Consider the following 16,586-nt stretch of genomic DNA (forward strand, 5'->3'; position numbering starts at 1 on the left):
GGTTATTCAGTCCCACACACGTGTGGCCCCCAGAGCACCCGGGTTGAGAAATCCGAGCCTGAAGGGGCCGCAGTGTAACCGTGACTGGGAAGGAAAGTGCCACAGTGTGGCACCACCGTCACTTACTGGATGGCGTTCACAGCCTCTTCGAGAGCTGCCTTGTACTCACCATCGACCGGAACATAGCCGATCTTCTCCAGGTTCTCATCCTGGTTGTTCAGAGCAACCGTGAGGAAGTCCTTCACGCGGGCGCTGGTCTCAGCGTCGTAACCGGCGGAGCAGACGATCTCGTAGGTGGTCAGAACCAGCGGGTATGCGCCCGCCTCGTTGGTCTGGAAGAGGCTCTCAGCGTCGACAACGAGGTCGTGGCCCTCGCCGGCGAAGTCGATGTTAGCCAGAGCCTTGTTGACGGACTCCTTATTGAGCTCGACCGGGCCGTTGCCGAAGTCGATCTTGGCAATCCCGAGGTTCTCGTTCTTAGCGAAGCCGGACTCAACGTAGGTGATAGCACCGTCGGTCTTCTTTACCTCACCAACAACACCGGTGGAGGAGTTAGCGCCGGAGCCAACCTTGGACGGGAAGGCCTTACCGGTGGTGTCCCACTCGGCAGGAGCGGCGGCCTTGAGGAACTTCTGGAAGTTATCGGACGTGCCGGACTCCTCAGAACGGAAGATGACCTTGATGTCCTTGTCCGGGAGAGCGGTGCCGCCGTTGAGCTCGGCGATAGCCGGGTCATTCCAGTTAGTGATCTTGCCGTTGAAGATCTTGGCGATGACCTCAGGGGACAGCGTGACATCGTCAGCGCCCTGCAGGTTGTAGGCAACAGCAACCGGGCCGATAACGAGCGGCAGGTGCCATGCATCGTTGCCACCGCAACGCTCCTTGGCGGGCTCAATCTGGTCGTCCTTCAGCGGCGAGTCAGAGCCACCGAAATCAACCTGGCCAGCGATGAACTGCTTCTGGCCAGAGCCGGAGCCGGAAGCCGTGTAGTTCAGATTTGCGCCATCAACAGCGTTGGCGTACTGCACCTTGAAGTACTCCATCGCGTTCTGCTGCGAGGATGCGCCCTCGCCGTTGAGGGTGCCGGACTGGCCGCTCAGGCCCTGGATGCTTTCCTTCGCATCCTGGGCTGCAGACGATGCGGCGGTGGAAACGTCAGATGCTGCATCCGATGCGGAATCAGACGAGCAACCGACGAGTCCGAGGGTGCCTACTGCTGCGACGCCGAACACGGCGAGGGAGCGCATAATAGTGCTTTTCACGGGTATAAACCTCCGGTAGTTTCAATTCATGCTGTAGCAACGATCGACGTGCTACTCGCACATCAACTCGCTTCGCGTGCAAACACTAACGGCTCGACATGTCCAACAATAAGAATTCAGGTGAACAGAAGGTTAATTCCGAAGTTTTCCCAAATTTTTTCCCAGCTCCAACGAAACTTCACACCCTTACCTGCACAATTTAGGTTTGGCTAAGTTTTTTCGTCGATGGCGCGCCACCGGCGACAGCACCACCCCCACCAGCTACCCCATCTGACGATGCCAGCGCCCCCAAACCGCCAGCATCGCAACCGTCGCCGGTCTATGGGTGTTCTACTTGTCGCCCGCTGGTACCTCATACACGACGTGGCGCTCCTCTTCGGTGAAGCCAAGGGCGGAATACATTCCAACGGCGGCATCGTTATCCCCCTCCACGTACAGGATTATGCGCTTATCCTCGGCCATCGCGTTCAAACCGGCTGTCAACAGGGGTCGCCCCAAGCCACGCCCCCGGTACCCATCGCCGAGACCGATGACGTACACCTCCCCCACACCGTCAACCCGCTTCGTCCAATGGAACCCCGCCAGGTGGTCGCCCTCGTAGAGGAAGAAGACTCCTGTCGGGTCGTACCACGATGTCGCCCGCGCCTCACGAAGCTTGTCGACGTTCCATCCCCCCTGCTCCGGATGCCACGAAAACGCCTCATTATTTACACGAACCCACTGCTCATCTTCGCATTCCTCGGCAGCCGTCACGATTCGAAAGCCCGCAGGAAGCGTGGCTGGTTGCGGCTCGTAGCCATCCCTCCCCATCACCAAGAGGATTCGGGTCGCGACTAGGCCAAAGTGCTGAGAAAAGGCACGGGCTGCGGGGAGGTCCCCGTGTGCCCACACCGGAGGTTTGCCGACCTTTTCATATAACCGTGAGCCGAGACCTCTGCGTCGAAAAGCGGGATCAACGACGAGCTCCGCCGTCGAACCGTCGGTAGCGAAAAGGGCGACTACCTGGCCGTTTTCCTCAATTTTGTGGTGGGTATGGCCCATGTTCTCCGTGAGACCGCGAACGAATTGCTCACTCAGCGGCTCCACGCCGTCAACTTCAAATGCACGCGAAAGGATATCCATACGCTACAAATATAGTGTGGCTAAGTTCGTCCCTGTTTTTATCGGAGCCGCCGTGGTGGCGGGTACTTTCCTCTTCGTGGATGGAGTCGTTGCCACCAACACCGAACGCAACGTCTCCGCAGAACTCCAACGCCTCGAAGGGCTCGACATCAAACCGGCGGTGACAATGAGTGGCACTCCGTTTATTGTTTCTGCCCTGGGTGGTTCTATTGATTCCATCCGCACAGAGATGATCGATGTGCAGGAGGAGGGCTTCGGACTCGTTAATAAGAAATCAGAAGCGTTCGATGTGGAGGTTCCGCCCGCCCAGATTTTGAGCGGAAACCTGCAGGATATGACGGCAAAGCGCTTGGTGTATACGGTGCGCCTCGACGGCGTCGCCCTCGGTGCCCAGATCGGCATGACGGACCTGGATATCGCCAACCCGGATGACATTTCTCCCTCCGCTTCGCCGTCGGCGGAGGCGCTGTTGACTGGGACCCCGCCGGGTGCGTCGGAGAAGCAGCAGGAGTTGGTGAAGCTGCGGATTGTCGACGGCGTGGTTCGCTTTCAACCTGTTTCAGGCAATAATGCGTTTAGCTGGGAGATTAGTTCAGAAAAGCTGCCGTTGACGGGGAGAGCATCGCACGTGTTTTGTGGGGGTGGCTCTATTTATATTGAATCGGAGTTGCGGAATGTGCGGTTCGACACGGAGGACTTTTCGACAGACCTGTAGACATTCACTCGCGCGCGCTCGCCCGCGCGTGTTGTGGAATGCCCATACGTGTAAGCTCGATGGGCATGAGTGAGTCTGCATCGTTGGATGGAAATGAAGCTATCGGCAGGGCTGCGGAGGCAGCGAAGTCGACGTCGACAAAGAATATCTTGGATACGGCTGATATCGCCGATCTGGATGCGACCCCGCACCCGGTTGACACAGCTAACCTGCGGGAGGGGCCCAATCTTCACGACGGCCTCCTCGCCCTCCTCCCCCTCGTGGGCGTGTGGCGCGGCGAGGGCCAGGCCGCCACAGATGAGGGCCAGTTCGCGTTCGGGCAGGAGCTTGTGATCGCCCACAACGGCGAGAACTACCTGAGCTACCATTCGCGCACGTGGAAGCTCGATTCCGAGGGTAAATACGCAGGTCCCGATACGAATGCGTATGGGTTCTGGCGGGTCAATGACAAGGATGAGATCGAGCTCATCAGCGTCCGCGCCGATGGCGTAGTGGAGATCTTCTACGGCGAGCCGTACAACGAGCGTTCGTGGTCGCTGCAGTCCGCCTCAACAATGGTGACGGAGACCGGCCCACAGGCACTCGGCCCGGGCAAGCGGATGTACGGTCTCATGCCGAACAATCACCTGGGCTGGGTGGATGAGCGAGCCGAGGAACAGCGGTCCGCGGAGCTCACCCGCGTCGTCGGCTAGCTAAACATCGCCTCGGCGAGCAGGCCGGCCATATCATCGGGGGTGTCGCGGCGAAGCTTGTGCCCATCGATAGACCGCACGGGCACCGCCCCCCGCACCGAGGAAACGAGCCACACGCCGTCGGCTTCTTTTAGCTTGTCGACGCTCAGTGCTTTCTCTTTGCACGCATAGCCCGCCTGGCTCAACGTCTCAAACACAGCCTGCTGCGTCGTCCCAGATAGCACGTCAGTTCCGCTGGGTGGGGTGCGGACCTTCTTCCCCTTAATGGAAATCACCGTACTCGTCGCCCCCTCGAGTATCCGGTCGCCATCAACCCAGATCACATCGTCCATCCCCTCCGCCTTCGCAGCCCGCAGCGCCGCCATCGTCGCCGAGTACCCGAGGGATTTCGCCCCCGAGGCAATCCACGGTGCCTTCTCCGGGTGCAGGGTGATCCCCTTCTCACACAGCTTCACCTTCACCCCTTTTTCCCGCAGCTTGGCGTTGCCCTCGGGCACATCCGTCACGGTCATCCACACCGAGGGGATGCCTGTCGACGCCCGGCCGCGGGTGAACGTCCACACGAGCTTGCCGTCAACCGACTCCTCCCCGCACTGTTCAACCCACCCCTCAACGGCCTCCGCCGTCGCCTTCAGCACCAAGTCCCGCCCCAGCTCCGGCAGCTGCAGCTTCTTCGCCCCCGCAAGGAAGCGATCCACATGTCGCTCTACGTTGCACGCCCGCCCCTCGTGCACAAGAAGGGATTCGAAAATGCCGTCGGCACGCGTAAGCCCCAAATCATCCCAAAAAATATGGGGAAGCTGCGGGCTCTGCCTACGCGACGACCCACCGAACGGCTCAACAACAACGATCACTGGCGCATGTCCCATACATCCGATTATGCCACCACTACGATGGCGTACATGTCTACTTACGCTTCGCCACTGCTTTCCGCGCACGGCGCGCAACCCGCGCCCGCCGACCACCTCGCCCCGCACACCGCCGGCGTCCCCTGGCACTACGGCAACCCCTTCGGCGAGCAACGCGCCCCCCTCTCGCTTGTCGACCGCTCCAACCGCGTCATCCTCTCCGTCACCGGCGACGACCGCGAAGCCTTCCTCACCAACCTCCTCAGCAAAATCATCGCCCCCGGGGCCACCATGGCGCTCGATCTCGACGCCAACGGCCGCATCCAGCACGAAATGGACGTGGCCGTCACGGAGGACGAGGTGTTCCTCATCGTCTCCCCCCACGAAGCGGAAACACTGCGTGACCACCTGGTTGCCATGATTTTCTGGTCCAAGGTAGAGATCACCGTTTCCCCGCTACAGCTCGTCACCGTCTTCGGCAAGCACACCCCGCTCGACGCCGCCTTCGCCCGCATGATCCCCGGCACCCCGCTGCGTACCGACTACGGTGTGCGCGATGTGGAGGCCGCAGCCGACGCAATTCTGCAACAAAACGGCCAGCTCGCGGGCCTGATGTCCTTTGAGGCCTACCGCATTGCCCGGGGCGAACCCGACCACCCCGTCGACTGCGACGAGAAGACCATCCCCCACGAGGTGGGCCTGTGGCTCGCCGAGGCCGTCGACCTGGACAAGGGCTGCTACCGCGGCCAGGAAACCGTCGCCAGGGTGGAGAACCTGGGTCGCGCACCCCGGGCGCTCGTCGTCACGCTTCTCGACGGCTCCGTCCCCCAGCTTCCCGCCCCCCAAACTCCCGTCACACTCGCAGGTCGCACGGTAGGAACGCTGGGTAGTGTGGTGCACCACCACGAACTCGGTCCCATCGCGCTGGCCACGATCAAGGCGAGCGCACTCCAACGCTCGGGCGAGTTTATGGCAGGGGACTGTGCGATGAGCGTCGACAAGCACAGCCTGCCGCGCCCATCATCGGGAGCCGGAAGAGACGCGATCAACCAGCTACGCGGGGACAAACCCCGAGCCTAGGGGGTAAATACAGCAATTTGCGCGCAAACCCGCTAAAGTGTACACAGGTATTTATATTTAGTAACTGCACGATAATGGGGCACCAAAAATACCCGGGTGTCTCTTGGAACTCCAAGGGGGTCAGGCCATGGGTCGCGGCCGTGCCAAGGCTAAGCAAACGAAAGTCGCACGTCGGCTGAAGTACAACTCACCGGAAATGGACTTGGAATCGCTCCAGCGCGAACTGTCAGGACAAATCGATGATAAGCGCCGTGAGGAGGAGGACGATCCATACGCTGCATGGATTGACTACGATCCCGACGAGGACAAATAACTAAACAAAAAAATGGGGAGCCCCACTTGCGAGGCTCCCCATTTTTCACGCCCTATTCCGCGTACTCACCCTCAAGCACAACGCGATCAGCACCGGCAGACTCCTCCACCGTGCCCAACTCCCACGCATCCACGTGGCGGGCGGCAAGTATCGCCAGGACGCGCTCCTTCTCCGCAGCAGGCACAACGGCGACCATGCCGACGCCCATGTTGAAAGTTTTCTCCATCTCGGAGCGCTCCACCTTCCCCACCGACTGGATATAGCGGAAGACCTGCGACGGCTTCCACGTTCCGCGAGACAGCCGGGCGATGAGACCGTCGGGGATGACGCGCGCCAGGTTGCCCGCCAGACCGCCACCGGTGACGTGACAGAAGGTGTGGATCTCGCACTCGTTAATGAGCTCCAGGCAGTCGAGGGCGTAGATGCGCGTCGGCTCGAGAAGTTCCTCACCGAGCGTGCGACCAAGCTCGTCGATGTGCGTATCGAGCGGCAGCTGAGCCTGCTCCAAGAGCACGTAGCGGGCCAGGGAGTACCCGTTGGAGTGCAGGCCAGAGGAGGCCATACCGATGACCACATCGCCCCCGCGGACACGCTGCGGCCCCAGCACCTCGTCCTCCTCCACGACACCGACGGCTGTTGCCGAGATGTCGTACTCGTCCTCCGGCATCACACCGGGGTGCTCCGCCGTCTCACCGCCGAGGAGGGCACACCCTGCTCGGACACAGCCCTCGGCAATGCCCTCCACAATCTGGGCGACATGCTCCGGCACAACCTTGCCGATAGCGATGTAATCCTGCAGGAACAGTGGCTCCGCACCGCACACCACCAAGTCATCCACGCACATGGCGACAAGGTCAATGCCGATCGTGTTGTGGATCCCCAGCTTCTGGGCAATCACCAGCTTCGTTCCCACACCGTCAGAACCTGCGGCAAGCAGCGGCTTCTTGTACTTCCCCAGCGCGAACAGACCGGCGAAACCACCCAGCCCCCCGCGCACCTCCGGCCGAGACGCCCTCTTGGCGTGCGGCGCGAACAGTTCCACAGCCTTATCCCCAGCCTCGATATCAACGCCGGCGGCGGCATACGTGTTGTCAGTCATGGTCATCCTTTGCAGAAAAATTAGTGGGCTGAATCGTAGTCACTGCCAACGAGCGGCAGTGGGTACGTACCGGCCTTCATCGCACGCACCAAATCGGCATTATTATTTCCTTCCGGCAGGCCAAGCGGGTAATCGCCATCAAAGCATGCGCAGCACATCGTGGTCGCATCCTGCTCCGTCGCCTCCACCATCGCGTCCACTGAAATGTAGGCCAGGGAATCCGCGCCGATGGCCTGGCACACGGCCTCCACCATCTGCTCCGGCCGCGATGAATCCACCGCATTAGCGATGAGCTCACCCGGCGACGCGAAATCGATGCCGTAGAAGCAGGGCCATTTCACCGGCGGGCTGGCGATGCGGACGTGGACTTCGGCGGCCCCCGCCTCACGGAGCATTCTAATGAGCGCACGCTGGGTGTTTCCCCGCACAATCGAATCGTCGACAACAACCAGACGCTTGCCCCGAATCTGATCCTTCAACGGATTCAGCTTCAACCGGATACCCAACTGTCGCAGCATCTGCGTCGGTTGAATAAACGTCCGCCCCACATAGGCGTTTTTCACCAGGCCGGTCCCGTACGGTAGCCCCGAACCTTGCGCATAGCCGACGGCCGCGGGCGTTCCGGAATCCGGGACGGGAATGACAAGGTCACCGTCTGCTGGGGCTTCTTTTGCTAGTCGACGCCCAATTTCCACGCGTGTCGTATTAACCGACCGTCCCCGCAGGTCAGAGTCCGGACGCGCCAGGTACACGTACTCGAAGATGCAGCCCTTACGCTCCGGCTCCACAAAACGCATCGACGACACACCGGAATCGTTAATCACCACCAACTCGCCCGGATCGATCTCGCGCACAAACGACGCACCAACGATATCCAAAGCACACGTCTCCGAAGAGACAACCCAGCCGCGATCCAGGCGGCCAAGGCACAGCGGACGCACGCCGTTGCGGTCGCGGGCGGCGTAGATGTTGTGACCATCCGTAAACACCAAGCAGAATGCGCCCTCTAGCGTGGGTAATAAGTCCAAAGCGGACTGGAGGACGGTGGTGTCGGAGGTGGCACCGTCGGCAAGCAAAGCACAGGTGACCTCAGAGTCCGAGGGGTAACCGTCCGCAGGAACAACCCCCCTCTCGCGGGCCAGCTTCATGAGCTGCAAATGGTTAATCAGATTGCCGTTATGGGCAAGGGCAACATCCGTATCCGCCGGCGTTGTGCGGAAAATCGGCTGCGAATTCTCCCACTTCACACCCCCCGCCGTGGAGTAACGGGTATGGCCAATCGCCAAATGCCCCTGGAGAGCCTGCAAAGACTGTTCATCGAAAACCTGGCTGACCAGGCCCAAGTCTTTGAAAACGACGACCTGCTCACCATCCCCCACAGCAATACCGGCAGCTTCCTGGCCACGGTGCTGGAGGGCGAACAAACCATAGTACGTAATTTTTGCTACATCCTCGCCCGGAGCCCACACGCCGAAGACACCGCATTCGTCGTGGGCCTGATCGTCGAGAATTGGGTTATTCGATACCACGACCCCCAGAGTAGTAGCTACAAGGCCACCTCACCAAAGAGATAACCCAGTCCGTAGGTAATAGACATCGCCAACGCACCCCCCACAATGAGGCGCACAACCGACCGCGTCGCCGACCCCTCCGACAACGCCGCCGAAATCCCACCCGTCACCATGAGGGCAAGGACGGTGGACACAAGGGTGATGCCGCCGCGCCAGCCGGCTGGAGCAAGCACCACCGCCACCAAGGGGAATACGCTGCCAAGCAGGAACGATACTGCAGAACTGAATGCCGCAATCCAGGGGTTGGTGAGCTCCGTGGAATCAACATTGTGGTGCACCATGAGATGCGCGTGCAAAAGATCCCCCGCAGCAAGCTCATCCGCCGCCACGCGTGCGGTCTCCGGGTGGAGGCCACGCTTCTGCAACGTCGACACGATGTCCGCCTTCAGATCGTGCGGGGTCTCGCGGACTTCCTCCGCGTGTTGGGCGATCATGGCGCGCTCGGTGTCGCGCTGGGCGGACACGGACACATACTCACCGAGAGCCATAGACACGGCACCTGCGGTTACGGCTGCCATTCCGGCGGTGGCGATCTCACCGAGGGCAGCGCCGGTGGCGGCGACGCCCATGACGACGCCGGCTGTGGAGATGATGCCGTCGTTCGCGCCAAGCACCCCGGCGCGCAGCCAGTTCAGCTTGGCGGCAATTGATTGTTCTTCACCCATGGGCGCAACATTAACGCAGCTCACAGACTTTTTCACGCTAGGTTAAGCTAACCTAGCGCTAAATTGGGAGATGCATACCTACTTCAGCGGCCCGGTTGCCGGAGGCGGAAATCTCCCCCGTGGCGAGGCCGTCGGCAAAGGTTTGCAGGCCAAGGGCACACCGCAGCCACACCAGGGGAGACATCTCCACCACGTTGGGCGGTGTGCCCCGCGTGTGACGGGGTCCCTCGATGCACTGCACGGCGGCATATGGGGGCACCCGCAGTTCCACGGAGTGGCCGGGGGCGCGGACACCGATCTCCCCCACCGAGAGCTTTACGGCCTCCTTGAGGAGTTTCCGCTCGGGTTTGGGGGTGGTGTCGGGGTGCTCGGCGTAGGAGCGGACCCGTTCGAGGGCGGCGCGTGCGTTGTCAAGGGATGACTCGGTCATTCCTTCAGTTTAGGTTCTCCCCCATTTTGAAATTGTTTCTCCTGTTCATCCCCGTTTTCTGCGTTAAGGATCCGGCGGGCGATGGCGTTGCCGGAGTAGTCGGTGGCAGGCAGCTGGTTGTATAGGGTTGCGCCGCCCTCCGGGGGAATCCAGCCAGCGTGGCCGTTGTCGTCACGGATGTGGCGGCCGTTTTTCACCTTGTCAGGATCGTCGTCGTTTTGCCGGTTGTGGTTCACACACGTGCCGATGATCTCGACTGCGTTCGTCTTGCCGCCGTCCTTGTAGGAAATGGTGTGGTGCATCTCGAAATGGGAGGCCAGTTGGGTGCATCCCGGGTGCGCGCAGAAGATCTGATCAATGGTGATCGCTTGGCGCAGCATCAGGGAGGCAAACCGGTCGTTTTCCAACTCGTAGCACTCCCCGATATGGTTCGTGCCGTCGTAGATAACGACCCAGCCATATGGGGACAGCCGGGTTTGGGCTGCCTCCTTTCCGATGATGATCTCCCCGTCAGTTGTCGCATACTTGCCGTCGCCGATGTACTTCGTGCCGGGAATCGCCAGAATAAAGGCAGGCCCCAGCGTCCGCTCGAAGGAACCGGAAACATCGGGGAGACCGGACGACGCGGCGTCGATAAGCTGCTCCAAACCGGAACCCAACACCACCGACTCGTCCGCACCCGGCGGCGCCACGCTGAGCTGCTTCATGCGGGCGATGAACTTCTCCATGACCGGCGGTTTCAACCGCACGTGGGCGTGCTTCATGCCCTGCCCGTCGGCCACCTTCGACACCGTCACCGAGGAGCTTGTCGACGGCTGCCGCATCTCCTTCGCCAGTTGCGCCGCCCTCGCCTTCAGCTCCTGCCAGGTCACACCACCCGCAATCGATACCAACCGGGCGCGCAACCCCTCACGCTCCTCCTTCGCCACGTTATTCATCGCCTTAGAGATCAACACCAACTTCGCCACGGAGAGCTTCTCCGCCTCAGCCAGCACCTCCGGGTCAGAAAACCGACCCCAATTCTTCGCTGCATGCTCCCACTCGCGCACCATCTCCTCAGACAGCCCGTACAGGCGGGACCACTCGCGGGCCAAATCCGGATGAGTCTTGCGGGCCCGCCACACCTCACGGAGAAGTTCCGGACCCTGAAATGCAGATACAATCTTGTTTATTCGCTTCATACCCCGGACGATAAAGTCGAAAAACCCCGCGCAACAGGCACACAACCAGAACTGTGGATAACTGTCAAAGATCAGAAAAACCGCCCCGAAAGTTATTCACAACCACCTACCGCCACCTATCGACGCCGCAACGCCACCCGAGCCACATCCCGCACATCCACATAACAATTCGTCACCGCAAGACCCACCGCCGGCAAGTCCGCCACCTCCCCATAACACAACCACCACTTCTCATGCGACGGCTGGAATTTACGCTTAAACGCAGCTAGAGAACGAAAACCGTACCAAGGCTCCAACAGGGCACCCAGCCGATCCAACAAACTATCCACCGCCGACGACTCCCCCGGTGCCGAATGCGCCAACGGGGCACCCGACAAACTAATCCAGGACAGGCCATCCGCATGGGCGCGGCGGGCGGTCTCGGCGATGAGGAACTCCACCACCGGGCGGAAACCCTCCGTATCCCGGCGCATGAGGTCCAAAACCCAGCCACCGGGAGCCGGCAGCCAACTGGTCACACCGTGGACCCGGCCCGCGTCGTCAAGCGCCACCATAAGCCGGACACGAGGATCGGCGAGGGTCTCCACCCCACCGAGGGTGAAACCCATCTCCGGCAGCGACTTCTCCGACACCCACTCCTCCGAGAGGGCGCGGATGCGCTGGTGGGTCAGCGGATCGAAATCGTCCCACCTCCCCCACACGGAGCGGATATGCTCCTTGACCGCGCGGTTTGTCGCAGTTCTGACATCCTGGAACTTCTTGCCTCGGAAAGATACGTCCGACACATCAATGATCGATTCCTCGGCAACCTGGACACGGGCGCCGGGGCGAGTTTCGGCGAAGGCAGTGGGCACCGAGTACCAGGCACATTTGAGGCCCTGGCTGCGACAATAGTCCTCAAACTCGTCGGCAAGCTGCGGCGGATTGGACGAAACCGGACTACCAACAGTCACCGCAACCAGATTGTGCACCTGGTACGCAACGTAGCCAGAATCCGTGAAAAAGAACTGATTACCCGGCCACAACGTCATATGCGACAAGTGATCGCCGAGGCCCGCATCCAAAAACGCCAGCGCACGGGCCCGATCATCATCACCTTCCCGACGCGGCGGACAGCGCAACACCCACCACAGGCCGACGGCGAAAATAATCCAAAACACCGAGGACGCAAGCACAAACCGCCACGACGGGGCCGTCCCCAAGATGATCTCGCGGAGCATCGGCGGGAGGAAGACGAGGGGGAGGGACGGCCAACCCCCCACCCCACCCGCAAGAAACCAGAGGAGACCAGCCACGATGGCGTCGAAAAGCACGATGCGAGCGAAGAGTAACTCACCACCCTTGACACGGAACAGGCGCGCGGTGGCGAAGAGGACGACGAGGCCGAGGATCCAGGGAACGGCAACCGACGTCACACTCACCGAGAAGAACCACGCCGGGTCCTGCGGCAATGCGTGGAAAAAGCTCGCCTCCATGACGACGATGGGGAGGGTAAACAGAAACGTGAGGACGGTACCCCACCACGCGAGGCGGCGGCCACGGAATAACCCGAAAACGAGGATGACCACGATGATTGCCGGCAAAACTGCCATGGCTGCGTTGTTGACGGACTCCTCGGAGACACAGCCCTCCACCGATTCGCACTGCGCGTACGCCTCGGCGAGATCTGCCAGCTTGCCAAGCCCCGACAGAAGCCCCGCAGAATACGGGCTGAGCGCTGCGATAAGTGGCCCCAATCCGATACCGGCAACCATGAGGGCGACGAGGACGCGCGCCTCCGAGAGCGAGCACGAGGGGCGAGAAAGGCGAAGTGGCCGATTCCAGAGCAGAATCCCCAGGCCAAGCCCAACAAACGTGGCAACGGCAACACACAGTTGAGTGAAGGTGCCGGAGTACAGGACAACCGTGATCACCGGGGCGACAATGAGCATGCGCACACGTCGGCGCCACAACACCGGAAAGCGGGCCGATCCCATCGCTGAGGCGCCGACGATCCACATGAGCGGGCTGAGGAGTTCCTGGCCACGCAGCTCCATGCCCCACGGGGTCAGCGGGTTCACGACAGCCCACGCGATGAAGGCGCCCGCCACCCCACCCACCACCTGGATGAGCAAAATTACAGCGACATACCAGCTAGAGCCCACTTTCCTCTCCGTGTAGGTGGTGCCGGTCAACGCGAGAGCGGTGGCGACGATGCCGGCGGGGAGCGTCGCAAAGGTGAGGCCCGAGGTGAGGATGTCTGTGACGTTCATCGGGTCGCCCAGACTCAGCGAGCTCAATGAATCCGTGCGCGAACAAACGGCAAACAGGATCCAACCCAGCGCGACGAGTGTCCAGGTGACCGGGGCACCGCTGGCTGCGTGGGCAAGGCTTGTGACAACGAAACGTACCCTACGCATGGTCGATGCCTCCGATTGTGGCGATGAAATCCAGGGAATCGATGAGGCCTTCCCGCCAGACGCGGAAATCGTGGCCCCCGGGCAGGACGGCAAGCGTAGCGTTCATGCCCGCTTGCTGTGCCAAGCCGTACAGCTCCTCGATGCCGGGGCGGTAGCCCCGGTCGTCTTCGCCGACGATGAAGCGGACGGGGATGCCGACGTATTTTCTGGTGTCGCCAAGCAGGTCACGGGGGTTATTCTCTCGGTAGGTTTGGGGGTCACCGCCGAAGTACTTATCGACGGTTTCTTGCTTCGTTCCTGCGAGAGGCTCGCGTTGGCCCGACATATCGATGTAGCCGCCGTAGGCGTCGGGAGCGGTCGTTGCGATCTGGAGGGCGCATGTGCCTCCGTAGCTGAGGCCACCGAGGACCCAGTGGCTGCGGTCCTCATCCACCCGGAAGAATTGGGTGATGGCCTGGGGTAATTCGTCGGAAATGTAGTCGTGGGCCCAGCCGACGCAGAGGGGGTTACCGGTAAAGGAGCCGGTGGCGTCGACGGAGACGACGACGGGGGCCATGCCGGAATGGGTGGCCTGGAACTCGTCGAAAAGCTGTGGTGCCTGGCCCTCGTCCATCCACATGGAGGGTGAGCCGGGATTGCCGTGCATGAGGACGAGGACGGGCGGGCGTTTGCCTTCGAAATAGGCGGGTGGGAGGTAAACCTCGGCGGGGCGGCCACGGCCGAGGACGAGACTCGTGCGGACGCTCTGGCCGGGACGGACGCTGGCGAGGTCTCTGTAGGGGACGTAATCCACCCAGTTGGTGATCGCGCCAACGGTGGGGACCATTTGGAACTGGGTGTTGATGATGCCGATCGAGCCGACGACGGCGACGGCGACGAAGAGGGCGTGCACGGGGCGCCGACAAGCAGAAAGGAGAAGCAGCAGAAGCCCGCCGCCAACGGCGAGCGCCGGGGGCGCGTGGAGAGCCCAAGCAACGGCAACGACAATCCCAATAATGAGAACGGATGCCATGGTCAGGCGGCACTTCTGCCGGGTGAGGAGGAAGAGGGCCGGCACGACGAGCGCAGCCCAAAAAAGGACCGACTGTGTGGGGCCGGTCAACTCTACTGACTCAAGCATGTAGTGAATATACGCACGGCTGCGGGCGGGAGAAAAGCGGGAAAGCGGGTTCCGGGCAAACTCGTGTGGAACTTGTGGCGTTACTCCCCATTACCCACAGGGTTTTGACACGTTTTTGTGGGCTGACGTGCACGGAGTGTGTGGGTTTTGGAGATTTTTCGGTGTCGACAAACTGTTGGATAGCTACCAAGGGGATACAACTAATGGATGATGCACAGTGTCTGTCGGGCGCGGGCACGAGTCAAGGAGCATTATGGCGTCGGCAACAATGACGGCCAGATTCTGCAACCTTCCCGCAGATAAGCGTGAGCACATCACGACTGCGGCGACAACGGAATTTGCGCGGCACGGCTACGAGCAGGCCGACACGAACCGAATTGCCAAGGAGGCCGATACTTCCGTCGGCGTACCTTTCAAGTATTTCCCCACGAAGGCGGACCTATTCATCTACCGGCGAGAAAGGGGGCGAAGATCATCGAGGCGAAGACTACCCCCGGTTATGGAATCGGATGCGGGGTGCTGGAGATCGTCGGAAAGCTTGTGGATGTCATCGGCGAGACGAGCGCAAGTGAGCGGGAAGCAGTCCAGATGTACCAAGCAATGACCGCACACAGCGATCGCGCCTTTGCCAAGGAAACTGCAGCTGAGCTGGAGCGATATACACTGAAACAGTACCTGGCGGTGCTCGAGCGAGGGCAGGAAGCGGTGAGGCACGCACTGACATCCCCGCAGAGCTCCTCACCGTATTTGTGGACAACCAGTTCATTTCGTTGCAGTACACGCTGGCGACGGCGTATTACGAGGAGCATCGCCACATGTACGTGGGAGAAATGCCCACTGAGCAGGTACTGAGCGCGACTAAGCAGCTTCTGCGGGTGCCGCTGGCACCAACCAGCTAATTTTCGCACACCTGTTCCCATCATTACCTCCGCTTCCACCCCCGCTGGACCAAAAGGCCGGTATGCAGGGGCTACCCGACCGTAGAATGAGGGCTACAAAATACCCCACGCAAAGGAAGTGCCCTGTGATCAGCGAAGCTCTGAAAAAACTGGTAATTAAGGAAGACCTCACCTATGACGAGGCGTATGCCGTCATGGATGAGATCATGAGTGGGGAGTCCACCCCTACCCAGAACGCCGCCTACCTTGCAGCGCTGTCCACGAAGTCTTCCAATGCGGAGACAATCGACGAGATCATGGGCTCCGCCGAGGCTATGCGCAACCACGCAACGCAAGTGGAGCACCCCGGCATCGAGGTGCTGGAGATTGTCGGCACGGGTGGCGACAATGCCCATACCTTCAACATTTCCACCACCTCCGCGATGGTCGCCGCTGCCGGCGGCGTGACAGTGTGCAAGCACGGCAACGCCGCGGCGACGAGTAGGTCCGGCGCCTCCGACGTGCTGCAGGCCCTCGGCGTGAACATCCACCAGGACCCGGAGCTCGTCAACAAGCTTCTCAAGGAAGTCAACATCGCCTTCCTGTACGCCCAGCAGTACCACCAGTCCATGAAGCACGTTGCCGACCTGCGCAAGGAGCTCGGCTTCCGCACCGTTTTCAACATCCTCGGACCCCTGACGAGCCCGGCCAAGCCCGAACGCTTCGTTCTCGGCGTGTACTCGGAGTACCTCGTTGAGCCACTGGCCAAGGTCCTCTCCCACCAGGGCGTACGCCGTGGCCTCGTCGTGTTCGGCCAGGACATCATGGACGAGATTTCCGCGTCCGCCCCGTCGACAATCTGCGAAATCCGCGACGGCTACTTCCGCACCTCCGTGATCAAGCCCGAGGACTTCGGTCTTGAGCGCTGCGAGAAGAAGGATCTCGTCGGTGGCGATCCGCAGGAGAATGCCGAGATCACCCGCGATGTTCTTGCCGGTAAGGATCGCGGCCCCCACCGCACCGCTGTCCTCATGAACGCTGGTGCCGCACTGTTCACCGGCGACAAGACCGAAACGCTTGCCGACGGCGTCGCCCTCGCCGCTGAGCTCATCGATTCTGGCAAGGCCCTCCAGAAGCTAGAGGACTTTATCAAGGCCTCCAACGAGCTTGCATAGGGAAAACACGAAACCGGCGGTGACCTGCACGGTCAC

General features: G+C 61.1%; 17 protein-coding genes. 7 read left to right on the forward strand and 10 right to left on the reverse strand.

Annotation, left to right across the window (positions count from 1 at the left end; all coding sequences use genetic code 11):
- Nucleotides 1-122 precede the first annotated feature (122 nt).
- A complete protein-coding gene (gene pstS, locus CGLUCO_RS10600; protein WP_232621982.1) occupies nt 123-1,262 on the reverse strand; it encodes a phosphate ABC transporter substrate-binding protein PstS in 1,140 nt (379 codons plus the stop codon).
- Nucleotides 1,263-1,592: 330 nt separating this feature from the next.
- Entirely contained in the window at nt 1,593-2,384 is a 792-nt protein-coding gene (mshD, locus tag CGLUCO_RS10605) for a mycothiol synthase (RefSeq protein WP_084036546.1), read from the reverse strand.
- Between the two features lie 16 nt (nt 2,385-2,400).
- Here mshD and CGLUCO_RS10610 point away from each other — a divergent pair, with 16 nt between their 5' ends.
- A complete protein-coding gene (locus CGLUCO_RS10610) occupies nt 2,401-3,099 on the forward strand; it encodes an LmeA family phospholipid-binding protein (protein WP_084036545.1) in 699 nt (232 codons plus the stop codon).
- Nucleotides 3,100-3,137: 38 nt separating this feature from the next.
- On the forward strand, nt 3,138-3,791 hold the full coding sequence (locus tag CGLUCO_RS10615) for a heme-binding beta-barrel domain-containing protein (protein WP_301386955.1): 654 nt from the start codon (nt 3,138-3,140) through the stop codon (nt 3,789-3,791).
- Here CGLUCO_RS10615 and CGLUCO_RS10620 read toward each other — a convergent pair.
- A complete protein-coding gene (locus CGLUCO_RS10620; protein WP_084036543.1) occupies nt 3,788-4,660 on the reverse strand; it encodes an aminodeoxychorismate lyase in 873 nt (290 codons plus the stop codon). The genes CGLUCO_RS10615 and CGLUCO_RS10620 overlap by 4 nt on opposite strands.
- A 33-nt stretch (nt 4,661-4,693) precedes the next feature.
- On the opposite strand from CGLUCO_RS10620, the gene ygfZ reads away from it, so the two are divergent.
- Nucleotides 4,694-5,719 carry a CAF17-like 4Fe-4S cluster assembly/insertion protein YgfZ gene (gene ygfZ, locus CGLUCO_RS10625; RefSeq protein ID WP_232621981.1) on the forward strand — a complete coding sequence of 342 codons (1,026 nt, stop codon included), beginning with the start codon at nt 4,694-4,696 and terminating at the stop codon, nt 5,717-5,719.
- 127 nt (nt 5,720-5,846) lie between these two features.
- Entirely contained in the window at nt 5,847-6,032 is a 186-nt protein-coding gene (locus CGLUCO_RS10630) for a DUF3073 domain-containing protein (protein WP_196793910.1), read from the forward strand.
- A gap of 52 nt (nt 6,033-6,084) precedes the next feature.
- On the opposite strand, the gene purM is transcribed toward CGLUCO_RS10630, so the two are convergent.
- The 7 genes from purM to CGLUCO_RS10665 all read right to left on the reverse strand — a co-directional run bounded on the left by purM (nt 6,085) and on the right by CGLUCO_RS10665 (nt 14,497).
- Nucleotides 6,085-7,137: a phosphoribosylformylglycinamidine cyclo-ligase gene (gene purM / locus CGLUCO_RS10635; RefSeq protein WP_005388818.1), complete on the reverse strand. Its 1,053-nt coding sequence runs from the start codon at nt 7,135-7,137 to the stop codon at nt 6,085-6,087.
- A gap of 14 nt (nt 7,138-7,151) precedes the next feature.
- Complete coding sequence (gene purF, locus CGLUCO_RS10640) at nt 7,152-8,660, reverse strand: amidophosphoribosyltransferase (protein ID WP_005388817.1); 1,509 nt, start codon at nt 8,658-8,660, stop codon at nt 7,152-7,154.
- Nucleotides 8,661-8,677: 17 nt separating this feature from the next.
- The gene (locus CGLUCO_RS10645) at nt 8,678-9,367 is read right to left on the reverse strand and encodes a VIT1/CCC1 transporter family protein (RefSeq protein WP_005388816.1); all 690 of its coding nucleotides are present in this window, start codon (nt 9,365-9,367) and stop codon (nt 8,678-8,680) included.
- Nucleotides 9,368-9,425: 58 nt separating this feature from the next.
- The gene (locus tag CGLUCO_RS10650; RefSeq protein ID WP_005388815.1) at nt 9,426-9,797 is read right to left on the reverse strand and encodes a sterol carrier family protein; all 372 of its coding nucleotides are present in this window, start codon (nt 9,795-9,797) and stop codon (nt 9,426-9,428) included.
- Entirely contained in the window at nt 9,794-10,978 is a 1,185-nt protein-coding gene (locus CGLUCO_RS10655; RefSeq protein WP_084036541.1) for an HNH endonuclease signature motif containing protein, read from the reverse strand. The genes CGLUCO_RS10650 and CGLUCO_RS10655 overlap by 4 nt, the downstream gene beginning before the upstream one ends.
- 116 nt (nt 10,979-11,094) lie before the next feature.
- Nucleotides 11,095-13,377: a bifunctional lysylphosphatidylglycerol flippase/synthetase MprF gene (locus tag CGLUCO_RS10660; protein ID WP_005393775.1), complete on the reverse strand. Its 2,283-nt coding sequence runs from the start codon at nt 13,375-13,377 to the stop codon at nt 11,095-11,097.
- Nucleotides 13,370-14,497 carry an alpha/beta hydrolase gene (locus CGLUCO_RS10665; protein ID WP_084036540.1) on the reverse strand — a complete coding sequence of 376 codons (1,128 nt, stop codon included), beginning with the start codon at nt 14,495-14,497 and terminating at the stop codon, nt 13,370-13,372. Before CGLUCO_RS10665 ends, CGLUCO_RS10660 begins: the two co-directional genes overlap by 8 nt.
- 268 nt (nt 14,498-14,765) lie before the next feature.
- On the opposite strand from CGLUCO_RS10665, the gene CGLUCO_RS10670 reads away from it, so the two are divergent.
- The 3 genes from CGLUCO_RS10670 (at nt 14,766) to trpD (ending at nt 16,550) form a co-directional block, all read left to right on the forward strand.
- Nucleotides 14,766-15,101, forward strand: coding sequence for a TetR/AcrR family transcriptional regulator (locus CGLUCO_RS10670; RefSeq protein ID WP_232622018.1), 336 nt, complete (start codon nt 14,766-14,768; stop codon nt 15,099-15,101).
- Between the two features lie 145 nt (nt 15,102-15,246).
- On the forward strand, nt 15,247-15,396 hold the full coding sequence (locus CGLUCO_RS10675; RefSeq protein ID WP_232621980.1) for a hypothetical protein: 150 nt from the start codon (nt 15,247-15,249) through the stop codon (nt 15,394-15,396).
- 125 nt (nt 15,397-15,521) lie between these two features.
- Complete coding sequence (gene trpD / locus CGLUCO_RS10680; RefSeq protein WP_232621979.1) at nt 15,522-16,550, forward strand: anthranilate phosphoribosyltransferase; 1,029 nt, start codon at nt 15,522-15,524, stop codon at nt 16,548-16,550.
- Nucleotides 16,551-16,586: the final 36 nt, after the last annotated feature.

The organism is Corynebacterium glucuronolyticum DSM 44120 (assembly GCF_030440595.1).
GTDB lineage: Bacteria > Actinomycetota > Actinomycetes > Mycobacteriales > Mycobacteriaceae > Corynebacterium > Corynebacterium glucuronolyticum.